Annotated in this window: 20 protein-coding genes; 15 read left to right on the forward strand and 5 right to left on the reverse strand. The window is 71.4% G+C overall.

Annotated features, from left to right (window positions below):
• The first annotated feature begins 125 nt into the window (after nucleotides 1-125).
• From J8G10_RS10145 to J8G10_RS10160, 4 genes are all read left to right on the forward strand, one after another.
• Nucleotides 126-2,204, forward strand: a complete 2,079-nt coding sequence (locus tag J8G10_RS10145; RefSeq protein ID WP_251443962.1) for an MDR family MFS transporter — start codon at nucleotides 126-128, stop codon at nucleotides 2,202-2,204.
• A 61-nt stretch (nucleotides 2,205-2,265) separates the two neighbouring features.
• The gene (locus J8G10_RS10150; RefSeq protein ID WP_251443965.1) at nucleotides 2,266-2,898 is read left to right on the forward strand and encodes a TetR/AcrR family transcriptional regulator; all 633 of its coding nucleotides are present in this window, start codon (nucleotides 2,266-2,268) and stop codon (nucleotides 2,896-2,898) included.
• Nucleotides 2,895-3,479 carry a GNAT family N-acetyltransferase gene (locus tag J8G10_RS10155; RefSeq protein WP_251443968.1) on the forward strand — a complete coding sequence of 195 codons (585 nt, stop codon included), beginning with the start codon at nucleotides 2,895-2,897 and terminating at the stop codon, nucleotides 3,477-3,479. The genes J8G10_RS10150 and J8G10_RS10155 overlap by 4 nt, the downstream gene beginning before the upstream one ends.
• A 518-nt stretch (nucleotides 3,480-3,997) precedes the next feature.
• Nucleotides 3,998-4,201, forward strand: coding sequence for a cold-shock protein (locus J8G10_RS10160; protein WP_045250254.1), 204 nt, complete (start codon nucleotides 3,998-4,000; stop codon nucleotides 4,199-4,201).
• A 245-nt stretch (nucleotides 4,202-4,446) separates the two neighbouring features.
• Here the strand turns inward: J8G10_RS10160 and J8G10_RS10165 are convergent, their stop codons facing one another.
• From J8G10_RS10165 to J8G10_RS10175, 3 genes are all read right to left on the reverse strand, one after another.
• The gene (locus J8G10_RS10165; RefSeq protein WP_251443970.1) at nucleotides 4,447-5,121 is read right to left on the reverse strand and encodes an HAD hydrolase-like protein; all 675 of its coding nucleotides are present in this window, start codon (nucleotides 5,119-5,121) and stop codon (nucleotides 4,447-4,449) included.
• A gap of 48 nt (nucleotides 5,122-5,169) precedes the next feature.
• Complete coding sequence (nucS, locus tag J8G10_RS10170; protein WP_251443973.1) at nucleotides 5,170-5,865, reverse strand: endonuclease NucS; 696 nt, start codon at nucleotides 5,863-5,865, stop codon at nucleotides 5,170-5,172.
• Nucleotides 5,866-6,041: 176 nt separating this feature from the next.
• Nucleotides 6,042-7,268: an MFS transporter gene (locus J8G10_RS10175; RefSeq protein WP_251443976.1), complete on the reverse strand. Its 1,227-nt coding sequence runs from the start codon at nucleotides 7,266-7,268 to the stop codon at nucleotides 6,042-6,044.
• A gap of 59 nt (nucleotides 7,269-7,327) precedes the next feature.
• Here J8G10_RS10175 and J8G10_RS10180 point away from each other — a divergent pair, with 59 nt between their 5' ends.
• From J8G10_RS10180 to J8G10_RS19560, 11 genes are all read left to right on the forward strand, one after another.
• Nucleotides 7,328-8,416, forward strand: a complete 1,089-nt coding sequence (locus J8G10_RS10180) for a LacI family DNA-binding transcriptional regulator (protein WP_251443979.1) — start codon at nucleotides 7,328-7,330, stop codon at nucleotides 8,414-8,416.
• A gap of 126 nt (nucleotides 8,417-8,542) precedes the next feature.
• Nucleotides 8,543-11,488, forward strand: a complete 2,946-nt coding sequence (locus J8G10_RS10185) for a Na+/H+ antiporter subunit A (RefSeq protein WP_251443982.1) — start codon at nucleotides 8,543-8,545, stop codon at nucleotides 11,486-11,488.
• Nucleotides 11,488-12,066 (forward strand): Na(+)/H(+) antiporter subunit C, encoded by a 579-nt coding sequence (locus J8G10_RS10190; RefSeq protein WP_251443985.1) that lies wholly within the window; start codon nucleotides 11,488-11,490, stop codon nucleotides 12,064-12,066. The genes J8G10_RS10185 and J8G10_RS10190 overlap by 1 nt, the downstream gene beginning before the upstream one ends.
• Nucleotides 12,063-13,625 carry a Na+/H+ antiporter subunit D gene (locus J8G10_RS10195; protein ID WP_251443988.1) on the forward strand — a complete coding sequence of 521 codons (1,563 nt, stop codon included), beginning with the start codon at nucleotides 12,063-12,065 and terminating at the stop codon, nucleotides 13,623-13,625. The genes J8G10_RS10190 and J8G10_RS10195 overlap by 4 nt, the downstream gene beginning before the upstream one ends.
• On the forward strand, nucleotides 13,622-14,200 hold the full coding sequence (locus tag J8G10_RS10200; protein ID WP_251443991.1) for a Na+/H+ antiporter subunit E: 579 nt from the start codon (nucleotides 13,622-13,624) through the stop codon (nucleotides 14,198-14,200). The genes J8G10_RS10195 and J8G10_RS10200 overlap by 4 nt, the downstream gene beginning before the upstream one ends.
• Nucleotides 14,197-14,466: a monovalent cation/H+ antiporter complex subunit F gene (locus J8G10_RS10205; protein WP_251444004.1), complete on the forward strand. Its 270-nt coding sequence runs from the start codon at nucleotides 14,197-14,199 to the stop codon at nucleotides 14,464-14,466. The genes J8G10_RS10200 and J8G10_RS10205 overlap by 4 nt, the downstream gene beginning before the upstream one ends.
• A complete protein-coding gene (mnhG, locus tag J8G10_RS10210) occupies nucleotides 14,463-14,852 on the forward strand; it encodes a monovalent cation/H(+) antiporter subunit G (RefSeq protein WP_251444007.1) in 390 nt (129 codons plus the stop codon). The genes J8G10_RS10205 and mnhG overlap by 4 nt, the downstream gene beginning before the upstream one ends.
• Nucleotides 14,853-15,394: 542 nt before the next feature.
• Nucleotides 15,395-16,327: a type IV toxin-antitoxin system AbiEi family antitoxin domain-containing protein gene (locus J8G10_RS10215; RefSeq protein ID WP_251444010.1), complete on the forward strand. Its 933-nt coding sequence runs from the start codon at nucleotides 15,395-15,397 to the stop codon at nucleotides 16,325-16,327.
• 109 nt (nucleotides 16,328-16,436) lie between these two features.
• Entirely contained in the window at nucleotides 16,437-20,411 is a 3,975-nt protein-coding gene (locus tag J8G10_RS10220; protein ID WP_251444013.1) for a Pls/PosA family non-ribosomal peptide synthetase, read from the forward strand.
• 61 nt (nucleotides 20,412-20,472) lie between these two features.
• On the forward strand, nucleotides 20,473-21,861 hold the full coding sequence (locus tag J8G10_RS10225; RefSeq protein WP_251444016.1) for a M1 family metallopeptidase: 1,389 nt from the start codon (nucleotides 20,473-20,475) through the stop codon (nucleotides 21,859-21,861).
• Between the two features lie 127 nt (nucleotides 21,862-21,988).
• Complete coding sequence (locus J8G10_RS19560; protein WP_251444019.1) at nucleotides 21,989-22,693, forward strand: GNAT family N-acetyltransferase; 705 nt, start codon at nucleotides 21,989-21,991, stop codon at nucleotides 22,691-22,693.
• 6 nt (nucleotides 22,694-22,699) lie between these two features.
• On the opposite strand, the gene J8G10_RS10235 is transcribed toward J8G10_RS19560, so the two are convergent.
• The gene (locus J8G10_RS10235; protein ID WP_251444363.1) at nucleotides 22,700-24,115 is read right to left on the reverse strand and encodes an MFS transporter; all 1,416 of its coding nucleotides are present in this window, start codon (nucleotides 24,113-24,115) and stop codon (nucleotides 22,700-22,702) included.
• A gap of 5 nt (nucleotides 24,116-24,120) precedes the next feature.
• The gene (locus J8G10_RS10240) at nucleotides 24,121-24,573 is read right to left on the reverse strand and encodes a MarR family winged helix-turn-helix transcriptional regulator (protein ID WP_251444023.1); all 453 of its coding nucleotides are present in this window, start codon (nucleotides 24,571-24,573) and stop codon (nucleotides 24,121-24,123) included.
• Between the last annotated feature and the right edge of the window lie 21 nt (nucleotides 24,574-24,594).

Genomic DNA, 24,594 nt, shown 5'->3' on the forward strand with positions numbered 1-24,594 from the left:
TTTGCGCAACCTTTCCTTTCGTGTAATCTTGCAGGGCTGCAACATTCTTGCCGCCAACGTCGGCGCTCGAGGCGACCGGTGTCGACGACGAGCTCCGGCGTCCTCGATCCACCCGAAGGGACTCCATGTCCACCGCGACAGCAACCACGGGGGCGACGCGCACCGAGCGCAAGCAGAACGCCCCGATCATGACGCACAGGCAGATCCTGCTCGTCATCTACGGCCTCATGGCCGGCATGTTCCTCTCCTCGCTCGACCAGACGATCGTCGGCACCGCGATCCGCACCATCGGCGACGACCTGCACGGCCTCGACCAGCAGGCCTGGGTCACCACCGCGTACCTGATCACCTCGACGATCTCGGTGCCGATCTACGGCAAGCTCAGCGACATCTTCGGCCGCCGCCCGCTGTTCATCTTCGGCATCTCGGTGTTCATCATCGGATCCGTGATGTCGACGTTCTCGACGTCGATGATCATGCTGGCCGGGTTCCGCGCCTTCCAGGGCATCGGCGCCGGCGCGCTGATGTCGCTGCCGCTCGCGATCATGGCCGACATCCTGGCTCCGCGCGAGCGCGCCAAGTACCAGGGCTACTTCTTCGCCGTCTTCGGCATCTCCTCGCTCATCGGCCCGCTCGTCGGCGGCCTGTTCGCGGGCGCGAACGAGATCCTCTGGATCTCCGGCTGGCGCTGGGTGTTCCTCATCAACCTCCCGATCGGCCTCATCGCCCTCGGCATGGTGATCGCGTTCCTGCACCTGCCCAAGGTCGCCAAGCACGACAACCCCCGGATCGACTGGTGGGGCGCCACCGCGGTGATCGTGGCCCTCGTGCCGCTGCTGCTCGTCGCGGAGCAGGGTCGTGAGTGGGGCTGGGCCTCGTTCGCCGCGATCGCCTGCTACGTCATCGGCGGCCTGGGCGCGATCGCGTTCGTGCTGATCGAGATCGCCATGAAGGACGACGCGATCATCCCGATCCGCCTCTTCCACTCCAACACCTTCTCGATGGCGACCGTCATCGGCGTGCTGGTGGGCTTCGGCATGTTCGGCGCGATGATGACCATCCCGCTGTACATGCAGATCGTCGCCGGCCTCACCCCGACCGAGTCGGGCTTCGCGATGCTGCCGATGGTCGTCGGCCTCATGACCTCGTCGATGGCCGCGGGCCAGATCACCTCGCGCACCGGGAAGTACGGGATCTTCCCGCGCACCGGCACGCTGTGCACCGCGCTCGGCTTCCTGCTGCTCACCTTCGTCTCGTCCAGCACCCCGGTGTGGTTCATGATGATCGGCATGTTCGTGGTGGGCCTGGGCCTCGGCCAGCTCATGCAGTCGCTGACCATGGCGAGCCAGAACGCGGTCGCCGCGCCCGACATGGGCGTCGCCACGAGCGCCGCCACCTTCTTCCGCCAGATCGGCGGAACGCTGGGCACCGCGATCATGCTGTCGATCCTGTTCACGCTGCTGCCGCTGAACATCGTGCACAGCATGGCTCCCCAGGCGACGCTGAGCGCGGGCCTGAACGCCGCGCTCGATCCCGCCATCGCGGGCAAGACCGAGAACAAGGCCGTGGTGAAGCAGCTCTGGGAGCCGGTGATCGGCCCGGCGCAGAAGCAGATCCAGGCGCAGCTCGACAAGGGCGTGACCGAGGCGAAGGCAGCCGCGGGCAAGGCGGTGACCGACGCCGTCACGACCGGGGTGAACCAGGCCGTGGCCGCCGGCCAGCTCCCCGCGGCGGCAGCGCAGACGGTGATCGATCAGAAGACCGCCGAGGCCCTGCCCGGCGCCGAAGCCGCGGCGCTTCAGGCCGTCGCCGACAAGGCGAACGGTACGGTGCAGGACGGCAAGGTCGTCGTGGACTGGTCCGACAAGGCGCAGCGCGAGCACTGGGTGGACACGCTCACGCCCGGGATCAGCAAGCAGCTCGCAAAGGTGTCGACTTCGGGCAGCTCGTCCGGATCCAACTCCACGATCAGCGACACCTCGTTCCTGAACGGGGCGGATCCGGCGCTCACCAAGCCGTTCATGGTCGGCTTCACGAAGGCCATCGACGTCATCTACTGGGTCGGCTTCGGCGTGCTGATGCTCGCGTTCGTGCTGAGCTGGTTCTTCAAGGCGCCGCCGCTGCGCACGCGCTCGGCGCTGCAGGAGCAGGCCGACGCGGCGGGCGTCAGCGAGACCGGCACCATCAGGACCCAGCAGGCCTGAACGGAGGGGCCGGAACGGGCCGATTCCCGTTCCGGCCCTCCCGTCGGGGAGGATGAGGAGCATGATCGAGATCGCGGAAGGCACGGGCGCGGTGAGCGAGCGCGCCGGCGAGGGCCGACGCGAGCGCAAGAAGCAGCAGACCCGCCAGGCACTGCACGAGGCCGCCCTGCGCCTCGTCGAGGAGCAGGGGCTCGACGGCACCACGATCGAGCAGATCTGCCAGGCCGTCGACGTGTCGCCGCGCACGTTCTTCAACTACTTTCCCTCCAAGGCCGCGGCTGCGCTGAAGCTGCCCGCCTCCGGTGCGGCGGACGACGTGGTGCGGCGGTTCCTCGCGGCACGCGGCGAGCTCGTCCCCGCGCTGTGCGAGGTGGTCGGCTCCTCGATGGACGAGGGGATGGACCGGCAGCGGATCAAGCAGCTGCTCATCCGGCGGCCCGAGCTGCTGCCCGCGTTCTCGCAGTGGATGGGCTCGGTGCGCGAGCAGCTCATCGAGCTCGCCGAGCGTCGCTCCTCCGACCATGACGAGGCCGTGCGCGCGGTGTCGCTCGTGCTCGCGGCGATGAACGTGCTGGTGCACACCCGCACCACGCCCGATCGCCCCGGCGCCGCCCGCCTGCTGCAGGCTCTGGACGGCCTCGTCGACGTGCGCTCCGCGCGGATGTCGGATCCGGACCCTAGCCTGGAGGCATGACCTCCCCCGCCCTGGACCGGATCGCCCTCCCGCTGCGCACCGAGCGGCTCATCGTGCGCGCGAGCACGGCGGACGACTCCGACGCGGTGTGGCGCTACCGCCGCATCGACGAGGTGGGGCGCTGGCTGAGCACGGCGCCGGCCGACGCGGAGGCGTTCCGTGCGCACTTCACGGACCCGGAGCGGCTCGCCGTCACGCTGCTCGTGGAGCTGCCCGGGGCGGGCGTGATCGGCGACATCATGCTGCGCGTCGAGGACGCGTGGGCGCAGACCGAGGTGCGCGCGCAGGCGGAGGGCGTCCAGGCCGAGCTCGGGTGGGCAATGGATCCGGCGCATCAGGGCCGGGGCTACGCGACGGAGGCGGTGCGCGCGGTGATGGCGGCGTGCTTCACCGAGCTGGGTCTGCGCCGGGTGAGCGCCGGCTGCTTCGCGGCGAACGAGGCGTCCTGGCGGATGATGGAGCGGCTGGGCATGCGCCGTGAGGAGCACAGCCGGGGCACCGCGCTGCATCGCAGCGGCGAGTGGATGGACGGCATGAGCTACGGCCTGCTCCAGGAGGAATGGCACGCGCTGCCCGCGTGATCGCACCCTCTCGGCCGGAGCGCCTGGACAGGCCGGGCGCACTCGCCTAGTGTTGACCCGGCGCACATGAAAAGGGCCGTTCCCGTCCTGAGTCCCCAGCGAAGGCGGAAGGTCATCCCCAGCGACCGGCGGCCTGTGCGCACATTGGCCCCCTCGGCATATCCAGTCCCCAATGGATACCCCGAGGGGGCCGTCCTCCCCAGTATTCCGATGTATTGCGATGATAGACCCGCGACCCGGAATCTGTCCCCCTTTTGGGGGACAAATCCTTCGAACATGGGCTATGCTGATTTCAGACGCACCCTCCGGTCGTCCTGGGTCCCCATCGCTCCCCCCGCGGTGGGGACCCGCTCCATTTCCCGGCGGAACGCCGAGCGGCAGTCGGATCCCGGCCCGTCACGGGATGCAACATTTTCGTCACCTTGTTCCGCGGGGTGTTGCAATGACGGTGCTCTCGGATAGCGTTAGCATCGTCGGTGGCGTCTGCGCCGGCGTAAGCCCAAGCAAGAAGGCAGTACATGACTCAGGGCACGGTTAAGTGGTTCAACTCGGAGAAGGGCTTCGGCTTCATCTCCCCCGACGACGGTGGAGCTGACGTGTTCGCGCACTACTCCGCCATTGCATCCTCCGGCTACCGCTCGCTCGACGAGAACCAGCGCGTCGAGTTCGATGTGGCGCAGGGCCCCAAGGGCCTGCAGGCCGAGAACATCCGTCCGCTCTGAGCGACACGGACTTCTGACTCCCCCGAGGCTTCGGCCCCGGGGGAGTTCTCTTTGTCCGCGGTGACCGTCGGCTCGATTCGTGCGCGCGTCACCGCCGGCTCGATTCGTGCGCACGACCGCGAGACCGAACCTGCGTTCCGAAACCCACGATCCGAGCGTCGGTCTCGGGACGGAAGTTCGGTCTCGCGGTCGGGGGCGTTGCTGTCTCGCGGTCGCGCGCGTCTCGCGGAGCGTCGGGGTCGCGCTCAGCCGTGCGGGAGCAGGATCCGCAGCAGCTCTTCCGGCGTCGCGACCTCGGCGACGGATCCGGCGGACTCCCCCGCCTCGCCGAAGCCCCAGGTCACGAAGATCACGGGGACGCCCAGCGGGGCCGCTCCCTCGATGTCATGGAGGCGGTCGCCGATGAGCACGGGGCGGCTCACGTCCACGCCCGCATCGGCGAGACGGTGCAGTGCGCGGCGCAGCACCGCCTCCTTCCCGTCGTGCAGACCGGAGGCATCCGGGAGAGCGCCGGCGACGATGACGAAGTCGTCGAGCAGCGCGTAGTGCTCCAGGATCGCGAACACCTGGTTCTCGGGCTTCGAGCTGGCGGTCGCCTGCGGGATCCCCGCGGCCTTCACGGTCCGCAGCGCCTCCGCGACGCCGGGGTAGATGCGCACACTGGCCGCGTACCCGTCCCGAGCGGCGAGCCGGCGGTACTCCCGGACAGCCCGGTGGGCGTCCTCCTCGGAGAGCCCGGCCAGATCGCGGAACGATTCGAACATCGGAGGCCCGATCCACCGCGACAGCGACTCCGGCGCCGGCTCCTGCAGGCCGAACTCCGCGAAGACCTGGATGAGGCGCGGAAGGATGCCGGCCGAGGCGTCGGCGATCGTGCCGTCGACGTCCCAGAGGATGCAGGTATGGGGGGAGACGGCCATGCCTTCCAGCCTAGGGCGCGGGCTCAGGCGGGTTGTCGCGAGAGGCCCTCAGAACAGGGTGGGGATTCCGCTGTCGATGCCCCTCATCGCCTCGTAGTCGAGGACGAGGCAGCGGATCCCCCGGTCCTCGGCGAGCACCCGCGCCTGCGGCTTGATCTCCTGGGCGGCGAACACGCCCTGCACGGGCGCGAGGTGAGGATCCCGTCCGAGCAGCTCGAGGTAGCGGGTGAGCTGCTCGACGCCGTCGATGTCGCCGCGGCGCTTGATCTCGACGGCGATCGCCCTGCCCTCGGCGTCGCGGACCATGAGATCGACCGGGCCGATCGCGGTCGGGTACTCGCGGCGCACCAGGGTCGCGCCTTCGGAGATCCGATCCACCTGCTCGGCGAGGAGCCGCTGCAGATCCGCCTCGACGCCGTCCTTCTGCAGCCCGGGGTCGACGCCGAGCTCATGGGCGGAGTCGTGCAGGATCTCGTAGATCTGCACGCGCAGCGCGTCGCCGGTCTTCTGGTGGGTGACCCGCCAGACCTCGGTGACCCCGGCCGACGCCTCCTCCTCCCCCGGCGCCTCGGCCTCGAGCCGGCACGGCGGGCTCATCCAGTTCAGCGGCTTGTAGCTGCCGCCGTCGGAGTGCACGAGCAGGCTGCCGTCGCCCTTGTGCACGAGCAGACGCGTGGCGAGGGGCAGGTGGGCGTTGAGGCGGCCGGTGTAGTCCACGGCGCAGCGGGCGATGACGAGACGCACCCGAAGAGCCTAGCCCGCCGCGCGCCCGCGGGTCGCCCGGTCGACCCGGCTCCCCGCCCGGTCGCCCCGGCGTCCGCTCGGTCGACACGGCTCCCGCTCGCTCGACACGGCTCCCGCTCGCTCGACCCGGCTGTCGCGGGCGCCTGCTCGGCCGAGCCGGCGTCCCTTCGGCCGCCTCAGCCTGCGGAGACCTTCTCGTCCTCGCGGAGCGGCCGGGCGGCGCCGGAGAACAGGCCGGACAGGGCGGCGAGCACCACGATGATGTAGAGCGTGTTGAGCAGACCCAGGTGGTTGCTGATGAAGCCGAGCACCGGCGGGCCGCCGAGGAACGCGATGTAGCCGATCGTCGCCGCGGCGCTCACCCGGGCCGCCGCCTTCGCCGGATCGTCGGCCGCGGCGGACATGCCCAGCGGGAACCCGAGCGACGCGCCGATCCCCCACAGCGCCGCACCCAGGAACACCAGCGGAGTGCTCGGCGCGAGGATGAACAGCAGGATCCCGGCCGCGGCGGTGATCGCGAGCACGCGCAGCACGATGACGCGCCCGAAGCGGTCGACGAGTGGTCCGCCGAACAGGCGCACCACGGTCATCGAGACCGAGAACGTCGCCAGGGCCGCGGCTCCCAGCGCAGGACCCGCGTGGTGGTCCTCGGCGACGCCGAGCGCGAGCCAGTCGTTGGCGCCGCCCTCCGCGAAGGCCATACCGAGCATGACGACGCCGAGCGCGTACGTGCGCGGCTCGCGCCAGACTGCGAGCGAGGTGCGCATCCGCTCGCTCCAGGTGGCGCGCGGCGCGTCGGGAGTCGGATCCAGGGTCTCCTCGCACTTCGGCACCTGGACCACGCTGACGAGCGCGACGATCACGATGACCCCCGCGATCGCGAGGGTGTGCGGCCACACGGGGATGTGCAGCGCCGCCGCGGCGGCGCCGAGACCCGCGCCGATGACGGTGCCGAAGCTGAAGAAGGCGTGGAACACCGGCAGGATCGTCTTGCCGGCGTGCTGCTCGATCGCCGTGGCCTCGACGTTCATCATCACGTCGAGGCTGCCGCCGCCCAGCCCGAACAGCACGAGGCCGATCAGCACGACGGGCACGGCGTGCAGCACGTCGGCGCCGACACCGATCAGCACGGTGCCGACCGCCGTCGTGAGAAGCGTGATCAGCATGCCGCGTCGTCCCCCGGTGCGGGCGAGCACGGCGGGGCTGGTGGACACGCCCACGATCGAGGCGATGCCCATGCCGACGAGCACGAAGCCGAGCTGCGCCTTGTCGATCCCGAGCTCCTCCTTGATCGCCGGGACGCGCGACGCCCAGGTCGTCATCGTCATGCCGCTGACGAGGAAGATCGCGAAGATCGCGGTGCGCCAGCGCACGAACTGGGAGCGGGTGAGGGCGGTGTCCATCCGGACAGTGTATCGAATCGATTCGATTCCTGTGTTCCCCGCGGTGTTATTGTCGAGTCATGAGCTCGGATCCGGACGCCGCGGCCCCGCGGCGCCGCGCGACGATCGCCGACGTGGCCCGCACCGCCGGGGTGAGCCCGTCCACCGCTTCTGTCGTGTTCAGCGGCAAGGCCCCGGTGGCCGCGGCCACGAGGGAGCGCGTGCTCGCCGTCGCCGCAGAGCTCGGCTACACCGGCCCCGACCCCCGCGCGGCGTCGCTGCGGCGGGGGCGGAGCGGCATCGTCGCCGTCGCGCTCGAGGAGCACCTGCGCACCGCGTTCCTCGATCCCATCAAGACCGCGACCATGGACGGGCTGACCGACGGCCTCGCCGCGCTCGGCGCCGGCGTGCTGCTGCTGCGCGACGACCCCGAGGCGGGCGCCGATGCGCCGACGCTCGCCACCGCGCCGATCGACGCCGCCGTACTGATCGGCTGCAGCGGCCGCATGCGCGAGACGCTGCAGGCCGTGCGTGCGCGCGGTCTGCCCGTCGTGGTGATCGAGGGGGATGCGGGGGAGGGCGTGCCTCGCATGGAGCTCGACAACGTCGAGGCCGCGGCGCAGATCGCCCATCACCTGCGGGCCCTGGGGCACCGCAGCGTCGCCGTGGTGACGCTGCCGTTCGACACCGATCGGGTGCGCGGCGATGCGAGCCCGGAGCGCATCGCGAGCATCACGACGCCCGTGACCGCCGCCCGCCTGGAGGGCGCTCTCGCGGTCTTCCCGGACGCCCGGGTGGTGTCGGCGGGGGGCAGCCTCATCGACGAGGGCCTGATCGCCGGGCGACTGCTGTTCGCCGACCCGGAATCGCGGCCCACCGCGGTGATCGCGCAGAGCGACCTCATCGCAGCCGGGGTCATACGGGCTGCCGAGGAGGCGGGGCTGAGCGTGCCGGAGGACGTCAGCGTGGCCGGCTTCGACGGCATCGCGGTCGACGGCCTCGGCGAGCACGTGCTGACCACCGCCGTGCAGCCTGCGGTGGAGAAGGGACGCGCAGCGGGAGACGCCGTGGCCCGCCTGCTCGCGGGGGAGCAGGCGGCATCGATCCGCTTCACCTGTACGTTCCGCGAGGGCACCACGACCGGTCCCGCGCCGGCGCCCCGGCATTAGATTCCGGATCCGGCATGCAACGGGTCAGGCAACTGCCCCTAAACTGGACGGGAACCCGCCCGCCTGTGTCGACCTGCGCGCCCACCCGCTGAGTCCGCAGAGACCGACGAGCCAGAGGAGACCGCCATGCTGACGCTCCTCGCCGTGTTCGCCCTCGCCTCGTTGCTGCTGCCGCTGCTGGTCGCCTGGATCGGGGCCCGCGCGTTCGCCGTCGCGGCGCTCGTCCCGGCCGCGGCGTTCGTGTACACGGCAGCGCTGACCCCGCAGGTGCTGCTCGGATCCGCCGATCCGGATCTGGTCCCGCGGGAGTCGATCGAGTGGATCCCCCAGCTCGGGCTCTCGCTCTCGTTCCGGCTGGACGAGCTGAGCTGGCTGCTGGCCCTCATCGTCAGCGGTGTCGGGGCGCTCGTGCTGCTCTACTGCCGGTGGTACTTCCGCGGATCCAAGGAGGGGCTCGGCCAGTTCGCCGCCGTGCTGCTCGCCTTCGCGGGCGCGATGTACGGCCTGGTAACGACCGACGATCTCGTGCTGCTGGTGATGTTCTGGGAGCTCACCAGCATCCTGTCCTACCTGCTCATCGGGCATTATCACCGCCGCGGAGCGAGCCGGCGTGCGGCGCTGCAGGCGCTGCTCGTGACGACCCTCGGCGGACTCGCGATGTTCATCGGCGTCGTGTTCCTCTCCGTCGATGCGGGGACGTCGAGCATCTCCCGGATCCTGGAGATCGCACCCACCGGGCCGCTGGTCGATGCGTCGATCGTGCTGCTGCTCGTCGGAGCGCTCAGCAAGTCGGCGATCTTCCCCTTCCACTTCTGGCTGCCGGGCGCGATGGCGGCGCCCACGCCGGTCAGCGCGTACCTGCACGCCGCGGCGATGGTGAAGGCGGGCATCTACCTGATCGCGCGGTTCGCCCCCGTGTTCGCCCTGTCCGGCCCGTGGCGGCCGATCACGATCTCGCTCGGCGTCTTCACGATGCTGCTCGGCGGCGTGCAGGCGCTGCGTGAGACCGATCTGAAGCGCATCCTCGCCTTCGGCACGGTGAGCCAGCTCGGCTTCTTCACGATCGTGCTGGGCTACGGCACCTCGGACGCGATCCTCGCGGGTCTCGCCCTGGTGATCAGCCACGCGCTGTTCAAGTCGTCCCTCTTCCTCATCGTCGGCGTCATCGACCGCCAGCTCTCCACCCGCGACGTCACCGAGATCAGCGGCGTGGGGCGGCAGGCGCCGCTGCTGGCGACCGCCGGGTTCCTCGCGGTCGGATCCATGATGGGCATCCCGCCGACGATCGGGTTCGTCGCGAAGGAGTCGACGCTCGCGGCGCTGTTCGACGAGGCGCTGCGCGGGTCGCCCTGGGGGATCGTCGCGCTCGCCGGCGTGATCCTGGGCTCCATCCTCACCGCCGCGTACGGCGCGCGCTTCCTCTGGGGCGCGTTCTGGCGCAAGAAGGATGCGACTGGCGCATATATTCCCGATACGGAATGGCCTTCGCCGCCGTTCGGCTTCCTCGTGTCCCCGGTGGTGCTGGCCGCAGGCACCCTGGTGCTCGGACCCCTGGCGTCGGTGATCACCGTCGCGCTCTACGGTTTCGCGGACGACGCGAAGGCGCCGGACTATGACGGCAATCCGCTGGATCCGGGTTACCTCGCCCTGTGGCACGGCCTGGCCCCGGCCCTGTTCCTCTCGCTGGGCGCCGTGCTGCTCGGACTCGCGCTGTTCCCGCTCACCCGGCGCCTCGGCTGGGACCGTGCCCCCCGCCTGCTGCGGTTCACCGCCCAGGACGCGTACTACCTGGTGATGCGCGCGATCGACCGCCTCTCGGTCGTCACGACCTCCCTCACCCAGCGCGGCTCGCTGCCCGTGTACGTGGGGACGATCTTCGTCGTGGTGATCGCCGGGGAGACGACCGCCCTCCTCGCCGGCGGTCCGATCGACGCGAGACTCAGCGCGTGGCACACGCCGGTGCAGCTCGTCGTCGCGCCCATCATGATCGCCGCGGGACTCCTCGCGATCCGGGCGCGCAAGCGCTACACCGGCGTCGTGCTGGTCTCGGTCACCGGCCTCGGCATGGTCGTGCTGTTCGGCACGAGCGGCGCTCCCGACCTCGCGCTCACCCAGATCCTCGTCGAGACGGTGACCCTGGTCACCTTCGCCCTCGTGCTGCGCCGGCTTCCGGCGCGGATGGGGGAGCACAACGCCTCGGTGGGACGCGTTCCGCGGGCGATCCTCGGCATCGCGGCCGGACTGATGATGGCGGCCGTGGCGGTCGTCGCCACCGGATCTCGGGTCGCCGAGCCGATCTCCGAGGCGTTCCCGAAGCTCGCCTACGAGCTCGGGCACGGCAAGAACGTCGTCAACGTCGCCCTGGTCGACCTGCGCGGGTGGGACACCATGGGCGAGCTGTCGGTGCTGGTGCTCGCGGCGACCGGCGTGGCATCCCTCGTGTTCGTGACGCATCGCGCCGACCGGCTCTCGGCCACCAGGGCGCTGCCCGAGGGACCGCGCAAGGCGCGCCGGGCTCCGCTGGTCGAGACGACCGAGGGCGTGCGCGTGCAGACGGCCGGCGACACGGCGCCCCGCGCGTGGCTCGTGGGCGGCGGCAACGTCAAGCCGGAGAACCGCTCGATCCTGCTCGAGGTGATCGTGCGGATCCTCTTCCACACGATCATCGTGGTGTCGATCTACCTGCTCTTCGCCGGGCACAACGCCCCGGGCGGAGGCTTCGCGGGCGGCCTCGTCGCCGGCATGGCCCTCGTCATGCGCTACATCGCCGGCGGTCGCTGGGAGCTCGGCGCCGCCGCGCCCGCCGACGCCGGACGCCTGCTCGGAGGGGGTCTCATCCTCGCGGTCGGCGCCGCCGTGGTGCCCCTGTTCTTCGGTCTCGCCCCGCTGACGAGCGCGGTGTGGGAGGCGGAGATCCCCGTCATCGGGCACATCGAGTTCGTGAGCTCGACGATCTTCGACATCGGCGTGTACCTCGTGGTCATCGGGCTCGTGCTCGACGTGCTGCGCAGTCTCGGCGCGGAGGTCGACCGGCAGACCCTCGAGATGCGCGCCAGGGGGGTGGACATCTGATGGACGTCTCCCTCGTGCTCATCGTGATCATGGCCGTGCTGTTCGGGTGCGGCGTCTACGCGATGCTCGAGCGCAGCCTCACCCGCGTGCTCATCGGCTTCCTGCTGCTGGGCAACGCCGTGAACCTGCTGCTGCTCATCGTCATGGGCCGGCCGGGCCGGGCGCCGTTCTACGGCATCGACGGCGACATGAGCGACCCACTGCCGCAGGCGCTCACCCTCACCGCGATCGTCATCACGTTCGCGGTCTCCGCCTTCCTCCTCGCCCTCATCTACCGCTCCTGGCAGCTGGGCAAGGCCGACACCGTCGAGGACGACGAGGCCGACATCGCCCTGCGCGAGCGCACGGAGATCGAGGAAGACCTCATGGACGACGAGGTCGACCTCGAGGACGAGGACGCGACCACCGACTTCGTGGGCGTCGCAACCTCGCCGATCCGGGTGCTGCACGCGAAGGACCACGCCGCGCTCGTCGACGATGCGCCCGTGGATCTGCCGGATCCCACCCCCGACGACGCCGGAGGACGCGCGCACCGCACGACCGACGACGACCGCAGCCCGGGGGAGGGGGACCGATGAACGCCCTCGTCCCGCTGCTCGTCGCCCTGCCGCTGCTCGGCGCGGCGATCACCCTCGTGTTCGGCCGGAACACCCGGATCCAGGTGATCGTCACGGTCGCCACGCTCGCCGCCGTCTCGGTCATCGCCGCGACGCTGCTCGTGGTCGTCGACCAGACCAAGCCGATCGCCGTCATGGTCGGCGGCTGGCCCGCCCCGTTCGGCATCGTGCTCTACGTCGACCGGCTCGCGGCCCTGCTCGTCCTCGTGTCGAGCATCGTGCTCGTCGCGGTGCTGTTGTTCTCGGTGGGCCAGGGCGCCGCCGACGGGGCTGAGGAGACCCCGATCTCGATCTTCAACCCGTCGTACCTGATCCTCGCGGCGGGCATCTTCAACGCGTTCATCGCGGGCGACCTGTTCAACCTCTACGTCGGCTTCGAGATCCTGCTGGTCGCCTCCTACGTGCTCATCACGCTGGGCAGCACCGAGTCGCGGATCCGCACCGGCGCCGTCTACATCGTCGTCTCGCTCGTGTCGTCCGTCCTGTTCCTCGTCGCGATCGCGCTCATCTACGCCGCGCTCGGCACCGTCAACATGGCGCAGATCGCCGAGCGGATCGGGGAGATCCCGCCGAGCACCCAGCTCGTCCTGCACCTCATGCTCGTGGTCGCCTTCGGCATCAAGGCGGCGGTGTTCCCCATGTCGTTCTGGCTGCCGGACTCCTACCCGACCGCACCGGCACCGGTCACGGCGGTGTTCGCGGGCCTGCTCACGAAGGTCGGCGTCTACGCCCTGATCCGCACCGAGACGCAGCTGTTCAACGTGTCGAGCATCAACACCCTGCTCATGATCGTGGCGCTCGCGACGATGGTGATCGGAATACTCGGCGCCGTCGCGCAGGCGGAGCTGAAACGGATCCTGTCGTTCACGCTGGTCAGCCACGTCGGCTACATGGTGTTCGGCCTCGCGATCGCCACGCCGGCCGCGATCGGCGCCACCGTGTACTACATCGTCCACCACATCATCGTGCAGACCACGCTGTTCCTCGCCGTGGGGCTCGTCGAACGCCGGGCGGGCAGCACGTCGATCCTCAAGGTGCGCGGGCTCATGAAGGCGGCGCCCCTGATCGCGGTGCTCTACTTCGTGCCGGCGATCAACCTCGGCGGGCTCCCGCCGTTCTCCGGGTTCATCGGCAAGTTCGCCCTGTTCCAGGCGGCCGCCCAGGTCGCGACGCCCCTCATCTGGGTGCTCATCGTCGGCGGCGTGCTCACCTCGCTGCTGACGCTCTACGCCCTCATGCGCGCGTGGAACCTCGCGTTCTGGCGCAGCAAGGACGAGACGCCGGAGGAGATCGAGAACGAGCGCATCGCGCACCTCGGCGCGGCCCCCGCGGCCGACGAGCAGCAGGAGCGGCGCCGGATCCCCACCATCATGACCTTCGCGACCGGCGGGATGGTGGCCGTCACGCTCGCCCTCACCGTCTTCGCCGGGCCGATCTATGGGCTCTGCGAGCGGATCGGCGCCAACCTGCTGCAGCCGGTGCATCTCGACATGCTCGACGGCGACGAGGCCGGCTCATGAGCGCGGTGACGAAGCGCGGGATCTGGCGCGAGATCGGTCTGCAGCTGCCGTTCCTGCTCTGGCTGGTCGTGCTGTGGATGCTGCTCTGGGGTCAGTTCACGGCCCTCTCGGCGGTGACCGGCGTCGTCGTGGCGCTGTTCGTGACGCGCGTGTTCCGGCTGCCCACGATCGAGCTGTCCGGGCGGATCAACCTGTGGTGGGCGGCGCTGCTCGTCGTGCAGTTCCTCGCCGCGGTCGTGCACGGCTCGCTGAGCGTCGCCGTGCAGGTGCTGAACCCGCGGCGCTCGCCGGGGGCCGCGATCATCGCCGTGCCGCTGCGGTACGCCGACGACCTCGTGATGACCCACGTCGCGGTCACCTCGTCGCTCATCCCCGGTTCGCTCGTGGTCGAGGCCGAGCGCGACACCCGCACGCTGTACCTGCATGTGATCGGCGTGCGCTCGCTCGAGGACGTGGAGCACCAGCGCGCCGGAGTCCTGCGCTGGGAGCGCCGCATCGTGCGCGCCCTCGGCTCCCCGGCGCAGGCCGCGCAGCTGCGCGCCGATGAGCGCGCCGAGAGGGAGGTCCGCCCGTGAATCCGCTCCTGCTCGTGATCATGGTCGTGTTCGCGGTCGCCGCGATCCTCGCCGTGGTCCGCATCGTGATCGGCCCGTCGATCCTCGACCGCGCGGTCGCCGCCGACGTGCTGCTCACCGAGGTCATGTGCGTGCTCGGTGCGGACATGGCGATCAACCATCACACCCGGACGCTCCCGGTGCTCATCGTGGTCGCCGCGGTGGGCGTGTTCGGATCCATCTCGGTGGCGCGCTACGTCGCGCGGAGGGACAACACGCCGTCATGAACGTCTTCGAGTGGCGGATCCCGGATGCCGTGGTCGACACGGCCGTGTGGGTGCTCGTGCTGATCGGGGCGCTGTTGTGCCTCACTGCCGCGATCGGGCTGCTGCGCCTGCGCGATGTGCCGAACCGACTGCACGCCGCGACCAAGCCGCAGGTGCTGGGACTGCTGCTGATCTGCCTCGCGATCGCCCTCTCCCAGCGCTCTGTCATCGGGATCGTGCTGGGGCTGCTGCTCGTGGCGCCCGTAGTGCTGATGCAGTTCGCGACCGCCCCGCTCTCGGCGCACATGGTCGGACGGCAGGCGTACCGCAACGGCACGATCGACGAGCGCTCCCTCGTGGTCGACGAGCTCGCGGATTCGAAGCGCACCCCGCCCGCCGCCGGGTAGTCGGCGATCGGCCGCGGGGCGGGGGTCCGGGCCCGGGCGGTGGTTCGGCCGCGGGCGGTGGTCCGGCCGTAGGGCAGTCGTTCGGCCCGGCGCCGGTGGTTCGGCCCCGGGGCGGTGGTTCAGCCGTGCGGTGGCGTCGCCCCGCGCCGCATAATTCAGGCTGTAGTCCGTGGGCAGCGCGGATACGGGTATCTGCGCGGCCGATGCAGAGTTCTGGCCTGAGTTGTGCGCCCGGGATCTCGAGCCGGCCGCCGGTGCGGACGGTAGGCACGGTGCGGGAGCGGACGCTCGGGCCCGCCGCTGGCGCGGGCGCGTGGTGCCGACGCGACTGCGGTTCCGGGTGTGCGGAGGCTGAGCCACGCGCAATTCAGGCTGGACCGTTCGGTTTGCGGCCTATGTGGCCGTTCTCCGGGGTTTCCGGATACCGGGGCCTGAATAGTGCGCGGGAGAGGGGCGCGCTCCTTCGTCCTCCACAATCGGCGGCGAGCGGGAAGTTATTCATGACCCGGTTTCGGAGGGCCGTTCTGCGCCAGGGTCGGTGAATGCTGCGAACAACAACGTCGGATCCGGCGGGCACCACCGGACTGGATCCCTGCATCTTCCGGACCCGCGAACTGAGATCACAGGGCTGGACGCGATCGGCCATCGAGCTCGCTGTCCGGTCGGGGCGTCTCATCCGTGTGCGTCGAGGTGTCTTCGCCTCGGCCGACGCGCCCCCGGAGATGGCGAAGGCCGCGAGCCTCGGCGGCCGCCTGACCTGCGTGTCGCTGCTGCGACTCGTGGGCGTCTTCGTCCTGGACGATCGGCGCCTTCATTGCCACATGCCCCCGAATGCCGCGCGGCTTCCTCGTCGCGGCCCGCAGGAGGTGGCGCACTGGCGCGACCTGTCCGGGCCGACTCTGGGAACGCATGCTGTCGGTCTTCGGGATGCGATCCTGCAGTCGATCCTCTGTCAGAGCCCCCGTGCGACGATCGCCACCCTGGACAGTCTTCTTCATCTCGGGCTCATCGACCTGGAGGCCCTTCGGGACATCTTCGCCGAGCTCCCCGCGCGCTGCGGCGTCCTGCTGCGGCTCGTGGACGGCCGGGCCGAGTCCGGGCCGGAGACACTGGTGCGGCTGATCCTTCGCGGGCTGGACTGCTCGGTCGAGCTGCAGGTCTGGATCGACGACGTCGGCAGAGTCGACTTCCTGGTGGACGGCTGGCTGATCATCGAATGCGACAGTCGCGCCCATCACGGCGGGTGGGAGCAGCAGGTGCGAGACCGGGAACGCGACCTCGAGGCCGCCGCCCGCGGGTACGTGACGGTGAGGGTGATCGCCAGCGACGCCTTCGAGCGTCAGGACTGGCTCCGTCGGCAGCTTCAGCGGGTGATCGCCCATCGGCCTTCGTACAGTCCTCGCACAACTCAGGCCCCGCGGCGCAGAACCGGAGAAACACGGCGGATCGAAGCCCGGATCCGCGATGTGGCCTGAGTTGCGCGGAGGGTGCGCAGGCCACCGGATCCGCTTCACCTGCTGTTTCCCCGCCCGCGGTACCCTGGGCGCGCACGCGCCCCGCGTGCAGCCGCTCGAACGGAACCCGATGCAAGACATCCTCGACCGTGCCGCACTCGCGGCGACGCCCCGCACCCTGATCGACATCCTCGTCGACACCGCGCGGCGGCATCCGAACGCCTCGGCGATCGAGGACGCGGGCGGCGCGCTCAGCTACGGCGAGCTCCTCGCGCAGGTCTGGCGCACGGCGGCCCGCCTGCGGGAGCACGGGGTGCTGCGCGGCGACCGGGTCGGGATCCGCATGCCGTCGGGCGGCCGGGAGCTGTACATCGCCATCCTCGGCACCCTCGCGGCGGGCGCCGCGTACGTTCCGGTCGACGCCGACGATCCTCAGGAACGCGCCGACCTCGTCTTCGGCGAGGCGAAGGTGCGCGGCGTGATCGGTGCGGGCGGCGTGTTCCGCGGCCTGGATTCCCCGGAAGACACGGACGACGGATCCGGATCCGCGTCCGCCGGCGTCGCGGGCGACGGCCTGTTCGGCGGAGACGAGCCGCACCCCAACTCGGTCGCGATCACGACCGTGACCCCGCCGATGCCGCTCGACGACGCGTGGATCATCTTCACGTCCGGCTCCACGGGGGTGCCCAAGGGCGTCGCCGTGACGCACCGCTCCGCCGCCGCGTTCGTCGACGCCGAGGCGAACCTGTTCCTGCAGGATGCGCCGATCGGCCCCGGCGACCGGGTGCTCGCCGGCCTCTCCGTCGCCTTCGACGCCTCGTGCGAGGAGATGTGGCTCGCGTGGCGCTACGGCGCCTGTCTCGTCCCGGCTCCCCGCGCGCTCGTGCGCTCGGGGGAGGATCTGGGTCCGTGGCTGCTCGGGCACGGCATCACCGTGGTCTCGACCGTGCCGACGCTCGCCGCGCTCTGGCCCCAGGACGCGATCGAGAACCTGCGGCTGCTGATCTTCGGCGGCGAGGCGCTGCCGCCCGAGCTCGCCGCGCGCCTGGTGGGGGAGGACCGCGAGGTCTGGAACACCTACGGCCCCACCGAAGCCACGGTCGTCGCGTGCGCGGCGGAGATGGACGGCGACGCGCTGCGCGCCGGGGAGCCGGTGCGGATCGGCCTGCCGCTGGACGGGTGGGAGCTCGCGGTCGTGGACGCGGAGGGCAACCGCGTCGCGGAGGGCGAAGCCGGTGAGCTCGTGATCGGCGGCGTCGGTCTCGCGCGCTACCTGGATCCCGCGAAGGACGCTGAGAAGTACGCGCCGATGCCGTCTCTGGGCTGGGAACGCGCCTACCGCTCCGGCGATCTCGTGCGCTACGAGGAGGCGGGCCTGGTGTTCCAGGGCCGCGCCGACGACCAGGTCAAGATCGGCGGTCGGCGGATCGAGCTCGGCGAGGTGGAGGCCGCGCTGCAGAACCTCACGGCGGTCACCGCGGCGACGGTGGTGGTGCAGCGCAGTGAGGGCGGGATCCCGCTGCTCGTCGGCTATGTCGTGCCGACCGAGGGCTTCGACCGGCAGACCGCACGGGCCGAGCTCGCCGAGACGCTCCCCGCGCCGCTCATCCCGCTGCTCGCGGTCATGGACGACCTCCCGGTGCGCACCTCGGGCAAGGTCGACAAGGCCGCGCTGCCGTGGCCGCTGAACGACCCCGACGCCGACGACTCGACCCTCACCGGCACCGCCGCCTGGCTCGCCGAGCAGTGGTTCGCCGTGCTCGGCGTGCGTCCGCTCGACGAGGACGCCGACTTCTTCCAGCTCGGCGGCGGATCCCTCGCGGCCGCGCAGCTCGTGAGCCGGATCCGCGCCCGTGCGCCCGAGTTCACGATGGCCGACGTCTACGACCTGCCGCGCCTGCGCCGCATGGCCGACGCGGTCGAGGCCGAGGCCGGCGACGAGGAGCCGGAGCCCGGCGACTTCCACGAGTCGCGGCCGACGCCGCGGCGGATGCAGTGGATCCAGACCGTGCTCGGGGTTCCGCTGTTCGTGCTCGGGGGGATCCGGTGGGTGCTCTGGCTGCTCACCGGCAGCGCGCTCCTGCAGCTCGTCCCGGGCTTCGGCTGGCTGCCGACCGCACCGCTCTGGCTGCTCGTCGTGGGCCTGGTGGTGTTCGCGACCCCGTTCGGGCGCATGGCGATCGCCGCGGTCGCCGCCCGTCTGCTGCTCGCCGGGGTGCGCGCGGGGGATCACCCGCGCGGCGGCGAGGTGCACCTGCGCCTGTGGCTCGCCGAGCAGGTCAGCCACCAGATCGACCCCGTCGGCTTCGCGGGCGCCCCGTGGGTGAGCTACTACGCGCGGGCACTCGGGGCGAAGATCGGCCCCGACGTCGACCTACACACCCTTCCCCCCGTCACCGGCATGCTCGAGATCGGCCAGGGTGCCGCGATCGAACCCGAGGTCGACCTCTCCGGCTACTGGATCGACGGCGACGTCGTGCGCATCGGGGCGATCCGGATCGGCGCGGGCGCGGTGGTCGGCGCCCGCAGCACGCTCGCGCCGGGTACACGGATCGGGCGCGGCGCCGAGGTGGCCCCCGGATCCGCCGTCTTCGGGCGGGTGCGGGCCGGCCAGCGCTGGGCCGGGTCCCCCGCGGTGCGGGTGGGCGGCAAGTCGGCCCCGCTGGCTCCCGAGCGTCCGCCGTCGCCGCGGCGCTGGCTCTGGGCATATGCCGCATCGAGCATGGGTCTCGGACTGCTTCCGGTGATCGCCTTCGCCCTCGGCGCCCTGGTGCTGGTGCAGGGCGCGCGGGGGGCGGCGACGATCGGCGCGGCGATCCCCGGACTCGCGATCTGGCTCGTACCGTCGGTGCTCGTCACCGGAGTGGTGTTCGCGGTGCTCGTCGTGGCGTTCACGCGACTGCTCGCGATCGGGCTGCGCGAGGGGATCCACCCGGTCCGCGGGCGCATCGCCTGGCAGGCCTGGACCACCGAGCGTCTGCTCGACTCCGCCCGCACGCTGCTCTTCCCGCTGTATGCGAGCCTGCTCACCCCCACGTGGCTGCGGCTGCTGGGGGCGAAGGTCGGCAAGGAGGTGGAGATCTCCACCGTGCTGCTCATCCCCTCGATGACGACGATCGACGACGGCGCCTTCCTCGCCGACGACACCATGGTCGCCTCCTACGAGCTCGGCGGCGGCTGGATGCGGATCGCCGCGGCCCGCATCGGCAAGCGCGCCTTCCTCGGCAACTCCGGGATGGCCGGCGCCGGGCACAAGGTTCCCAAAGACGGCCTCGTCGCGGTGCTGTCGGTCGCGCCGGACAAGGCGAAGGCGGGCTCCTCCTGGCTGGGTTCGCCGCCGGTGCGTCTGCGCCGGGTCGTGAACGAGTCGGACCTCGAGCGCACCTATCGCCCGCGCACCGCCCTGCGGGTCGCCCGCGGGCTGTGGGAGCTGTGCCGGCTCGTGCCGGTGATCCTCACCTGTGCCCTGGGACTCGCGGTGCTGCTGACGCTCGCCGCCCTCGCCACGGGCGTCGGCCTGGGCTGGACGGTGGTGCTCTCCGGCGTCGTGCTGCTGATCGCCGGCGCCGTCGCCGCCGGGTTCGCGACCGCCGCGAAGTGGATCTTCGTCGGGCCGATCCGCCCCGGGGAGCACCCCCTGTGGTCGAGCTTCGTGTGGCGTACCGAGGTCGCCGACACCTTCACCGAGATGATGGCCGCGCCCTGGTTCGCCAACGCGGCGGCGGGCACGCCCGCGCTCGCCGTCTGGCTGCGCTCGCTGGGCGCGAGGATCGGGAAGGGCGTCTGGACCGACAGCTACTGGCTGCCCGAGCCGGATCTGGTCACCCTCGGCGATGGCGCCACGGTCAACCGCGGCTGTGTGGTGCAGACGCACCTCTTCCACGACCGGGTGATGAGCATCGACACGGTGACCCTCGAAACCGGAGCGACCCTCGGCCCGCACAGCGTGATCCTGCCCGCGGCGACGATCGGATCCGACGCCACGGTCGGCCCGGCGTCGCTCGTGATGCGCGGGGAGACCGTGCCGGTGGGGAGCCGCTGGAGCGGCAACCCGATCGGCCCGTGGCGCGCGGTGAAGGTGCGCACCTATCAGGCCGCGGAATGAACGTCGTTCCTCCGGGCGCGGGGGTCGCGCATCGCACGCCGCGATCTGTGAGCATGGAACCGTGAGCCCCGATGACTACACCCCGCACAGCGGCGACCGCCGCTACCGCGTCGAGCACTACGACCTGAGGATCGACTACCGCCTCGGCAGCAACCGGCTGGACGGGGTCGCGCTCGTGCACGGACGCGTGCTCGAGCCGACGAAGTCGATCTCGCTGGACCTCGTCGGCCTCCGCGCGACCAAGGTGCAGGCCCCGCGCGGGGGTGCGGGAAAGGGCGGCCGGATCGGCTTCACCCAGACCGACCGCAAGCTCAAGGTCGCGTTCGGGCGCGAGCTCGCACCGGGGGATCCGTTCGAGCTCGCCGTCTTCTACGGCGGGGCTCCCCGCCCACGGCGGACCCGCTGGGGCACCCTGGGCTGGGAGGAGCTGGAGGACGGGGCGATCGTCGCTTCGCAGCCCATCGGTGCGCCCTCGTGGTTCCCCTGCAACGACCACCCGGGCGACAAGGCGACCTACCGGCTCACCGTCACGACGGATCCGGGCTATGCGGTCGCCGCGGCCGAGCCCGTCTCCACCGCGACCAAGGGCGGGCGCACCACCTGGGTCTTCGAGCGTCCGACCCCCACCCCGACCTACCTGGCGACGGTGCAGATCGGGAAGTATGTCGCACGAGGCATGGATCTCGCGGGGGTCGAGGGGCAGGTGCTCCATCCGGCCGCGCTGACCTCGCGGGTGGACGCGGACCTGGCCCTGCTGCCGCAGATGATGGCGGTGTTCGCCGAGGCCTTCGGGCCGTATCCGCTGCCCTCGTACCGGCTCGTGGTGACCGCCGACGATCTGGAGATCCCCCTCGAGGCGCAGGGCATGGGCGTGTTCGGCGCGAACCACATCGACGGGCGGGGGAGCCTGGAGCGCCTCATCGCGCATGAGCTCGCGCACCAGTGGTTCGGCAACAGCGTGGGCGTGGAGCGCTGGCGCGACATCTGGCTCAACGAGGGCTTCGCCTGCTACGCCGAATGGATCTGGTCCGAGCGCAGCGGCGGCCACAGTGCGCACGCCAAGGCGCTCGGACACTGGGCGGCGCTCGCCGCCGAGCCGCAGGATCTGGTGCTCTCCGACCCCGGTCCCGAGCTCATGTTCGACGATCGCGTCTACAAGCGCGGCGCCCTGCTGCTGCACGCCCTGCGGCTCACCGTGGGCGACGAGACGTTCTTCCGGATCCTGCGGGAGTGGTCCTCGCGCTTCGCCGCGGCGACCGCCACGACGGCCGACTTCCGCCTGCTCGCCGCGGAGATCGCGGGCCGCCGGCTGGAGGCCTTCTTCGACGCCTGGCTCGACGCGACCGCGCTGCCGAGGTTGCCGGAACCGCCGGCGGGGATCGCGGCCGTCGAGCCGGCTCCGGTGACCGAGGCGCTGAACGTGAACCCGCGGGCGGGCGGTGCGGGCTGAGGAGCACGCGTGGCCGGGCGGACGAGGCGGGCTGACGACCACTCGTGGCCGGGCGGGCCGAGACGTGAGCCCACCGACCACCCGCGGGGGCTGTGCCTGATAGCCGGAACCGGTCACACTGGACATCGTGGCGACGGTGGCGGAGTGCGAGCGCGTGCAGACCGCGTGGTTCCGCGCCCGGGCGGAGACGCTGGGCGGCGAGTGCCTGGTCGAGGACGGGCTGGTCTGGACCGACGGGCCGGACGGCATGAACCTCCTGTTCCCGGAGGCGCCGACGGTCGACGCGCTGCGGCGCGGGGTCGCGCGGGCCGAGCAGCGGGGCCGGGAGATCGTCGGGGTCTGGCTCGGCGCGGAGGTCGACGAGACGCCGCTGGCCGAGGCCGGGTTCGAGCGGGGCTGGGCGCCGTGCTGGATGTCCGCGACGCTCGCCGAGACGCCGGTCGACGATGACGCGCGGATCGCCCTGATCCGCGAACCCGGATCCCTCGCCGGCGGATTCGAGCAGGAACGGCTCGCCCTCGCCCGCATCGAGCCCGCGATCGCCTGGTGCGCCGTGGCCCGCGACGCGGAGTCGGAGCGGTTCGCCGGGCGCGCCTGGTCTTTCCGCAGCGGGGACCTTGCCGGCGTCTTCGACATGGCGGTCTGGCCGGCGTTCCGTCGGCGCGGCCTCGGAACCGGCCTGCTCGCCGCCGTCTGCGCGGCCGCGGCGCGGTCCGGCGCCCGGGAGGCGGTGCTCAACGCGACGCCGGAGGGGGAGCTCCTCTACTCACGGTGCGGGTTCACCCGCGTGGGCACCGGCATCACGTGGTGGCGGCACCTCGCCGAGGGCTGAGCGGCCTCAGGTCCCGGCGTCCGGTGCGTCCCGCCCGATCCGCGCGAGCGAGCGGTCGAACACGGTGAGGACGAGGAAGACCGCGGCGATCCCGACCACGACCCAGCCGAGCACGTGCAGACCCTCCGTGGTCGCGCGCGCGCCGTAGACGTTGCCGTAGATCACAGAAGAGACGATCGCGCCGAGGTAGAAGAACGTGCGCAGCAGGCCGGCCGAGGACGCGATGCGCTCGGGCTCGGCCTGGTAGTACAGCGAGTTCTGGATCGCGAGGTTGTTGAGGCCCTGCGGGATGCCGAGCACGAGCATCGCGAGCACGAGGAACCAGATCGGCGAAGACCCGGTCATGAACAGCACGAGGATCCCGGCCACGAGCTGCGCGGCGGATCCGACCAGCAGCTTGCCGGCCACTTCGGGTCGCCGCCCGAAGGCGAGTGCGACAGCGATCCCCGCGGCGAAGACCGGGAGCAGCACCAGTCCCGCGAGGGTCGGGCTGAGGCCGCGGCCGTCCTCGAGCCACTGGGTGAAGCCGTAGACGAACGTGTACGAGATGGTCGCGGTCAGCAGGGAGCGCACGTAGCTGAGCAACAGCGGCCCGTTGCCCCAGAGCACGCGCACGTCGATGAAGGGATCCGGGATCCGGCGCTCCCACCACGCGAAGGCCGCTGCGGCCACGAGGGCGACGACCAGCAGCCAGATCAGGGTCGGTGCGAGGTTCTGCAGGAAGACGAGGAGGGCGAGCATCGCGACCGCGAAGAGGAGGATCCCGATCCCGTCGATCCGCGGCCGATCCTGCACGGCGGGCTCGAGGCCCGTCCGGCGCGGGAGGAAGAGGGCGCCGAGCAGCAGCGTCGCGAGACCCAGCGGCACGTTCACGGCGAACGTGGCGCGCCAGCCCCAGGCCCCCACGAGCACGCCGCCGAGCGCCGGCGCGATCACGGCGATGGTCTGCGTCGTGACGCTGAGCAGCGTGAGGATCCCCGCCGGCGATGCCAGGCCGGTGCGGTCTGCTTCCGCGCGGATCATGTGCATCGCGGCGGGGTAGCCGGCGCAGGTGCCGAGGCCGAGGATGACGCGCGCCGCGACGAGCCACCAGATGCTGTCGCGGTTCTCCGGCGCGAGCAGCCCGATGGCGCCCGCGGCGGTGACGAGCACCGCGCCGAGCAGGTACAGGGAGCGCACGCCGAAGATGTCGACGAGACGGCCGACGAGGGGCTGACCGATCGCGGTGGCGAGGTAGAGGCTCGACACCAGCCAGACGGTCTCCCGGGCGGGGGCGCCGAGCGCGAGGCCGATGGGGGTGAGCGCGACGGCGATGATGGCCGTGTTGATCGGATTGAGGATCGACCCCACCATCATCGGGGCGAGCAGCCGCCGGTCGAAGCGGCCCTCGGGCGCGGGCCCGCCGATCGGCGCCGCGGGCATCCGGATCACGGGAGCATCCGCTCCAGCAGTCCGGTCGCGGTGGAGATCGCGCGCAGCTCGCTCTCGTCGAGCGCGTCCAGAGCGTGCTCGAGCCAGGTCGCGGCCGCATCCCTCTGGCCCTCGATCCTGGCGCGTCCGGCGTCCGTGAGCTCGATGATCTGCCGGCGCCCGTCCCCCGGGTCGGGGCTGCGCGTGACGAGTCCGAGCGCCTCGATCGCGTCGACGGTCGCGGCCATCGACTGCGGCCGTACGCGCTCGGCCGTCGCGAGGGCGCTCACGGTCGAGACGCCGCCCTTGCCCAGCCGGGCCAGGGCCGAGGCCTGGGAGGGCGTGATCGTCTCGTCGGCGCCGGCCTCGCGGAACTGGCGGAGCAGCCGGGCGACCACGGTGCGGAGGTCGAGTGCGGTCTGCCGCGCACTCACAGCGGATGCATCGGTCGCGGGCGAGGTCTCGGACATATCAACAGCCTAGACTGCACA

This window comes from Microbacterium sp. USTB-Y (assembly GCF_023703415.1).
Taxonomy (GTDB): domain Bacteria; phylum Actinomycetota; class Actinomycetes; order Actinomycetales; family Microbacteriaceae; genus Microbacterium.

Bases quoted from the DNA above. Each gene is read 5' to 3' on its own strand.
- J8G10_RS10145 (WP_251443962.1), top strand. From the start codon at position 126: ATGTCCACCGCGACAGCAACCACGGGGGCGACGCGCACCGAGCGCAAG.
- J8G10_RS10150 (WP_251443965.1), top strand. From the start codon at position 2,266: ATGATCGAGATCGCGGAAGGCACGGGCGCGGTGAGCGAGCGCGCCGGC.
- J8G10_RS10155 (WP_251443968.1), top strand. From the start codon at position 2,895: ATGACCTCCCCCGCCCTGGACCGGATCGCCCTCCCGCTGCGCACCGAG.
- J8G10_RS10160 (WP_045250254.1), top strand. From the start codon at position 3,998: ATGACTCAGGGCACGGTTAAGTGGTTCAACTCGGAGAAGGGCTTCGGC.
- J8G10_RS10165 (WP_251443970.1), bottom strand. From the start codon at position 5,121: ATGGCCGTCTCCCCCCATACCTGCATCCTCTGGGACGTCGACGGCACG.
- J8G10_RS10175 (WP_251443976.1), bottom strand. From the start codon at position 7,268: ATGGACACCGCCCTCACCCGCTCCCAGTTCGTGCGCTGGCGCACCGCG.
- J8G10_RS10180 (WP_251443979.1), top strand. From the start codon at position 7,328: ATGAGCTCGGATCCGGACGCCGCGGCCCCGCGGCGCCGCGCGACGATC.
- J8G10_RS10185 (WP_251443982.1), top strand. From the start codon at position 8,543: ATGCTGACGCTCCTCGCCGTGTTCGCCCTCGCCTCGTTGCTGCTGCCG.
- J8G10_RS10190 (WP_251443985.1), top strand. From the start codon at position 11,488: ATGGACGTCTCCCTCGTGCTCATCGTGATCATGGCCGTGCTGTTCGGG.
- J8G10_RS10195 (WP_251443988.1), top strand. From the start codon at position 12,063: ATGAACGCCCTCGTCCCGCTGCTCGTCGCCCTGCCGCTGCTCGGCGCG.
- J8G10_RS10200 (WP_251443991.1), top strand. From the start codon at position 13,622: ATGAGCGCGGTGACGAAGCGCGGGATCTGGCGCGAGATCGGTCTGCAG.
- mnhG (WP_251444007.1), top strand. From the start codon at position 14,463: ATGAACGTCTTCGAGTGGCGGATCCCGGATGCCGTGGTCGACACGGCC.
- J8G10_RS10215 (WP_251444010.1), top strand. From the start codon at position 15,395: ATGCTGCGAACAACAACGTCGGATCCGGCGGGCACCACCGGACTGGAT.
- J8G10_RS10220 (WP_251444013.1), top strand. From the start codon at position 16,437: ATGCAAGACATCCTCGACCGTGCCGCACTCGCGGCGACGCCCCGCACC.
- J8G10_RS10235 (WP_251444363.1), bottom strand. From the start codon at position 24,115: ATGCCCGCGGCGCCGATCGGCGGGCCCGCGCCCGAGGGCCGCTTCGAC.
- J8G10_RS10240 (WP_251444023.1), bottom strand. From the start codon at position 24,573: ATGTCCGAGACCTCGCCCGCGACCGATGCATCCGCTGTGAGTGCGCGG.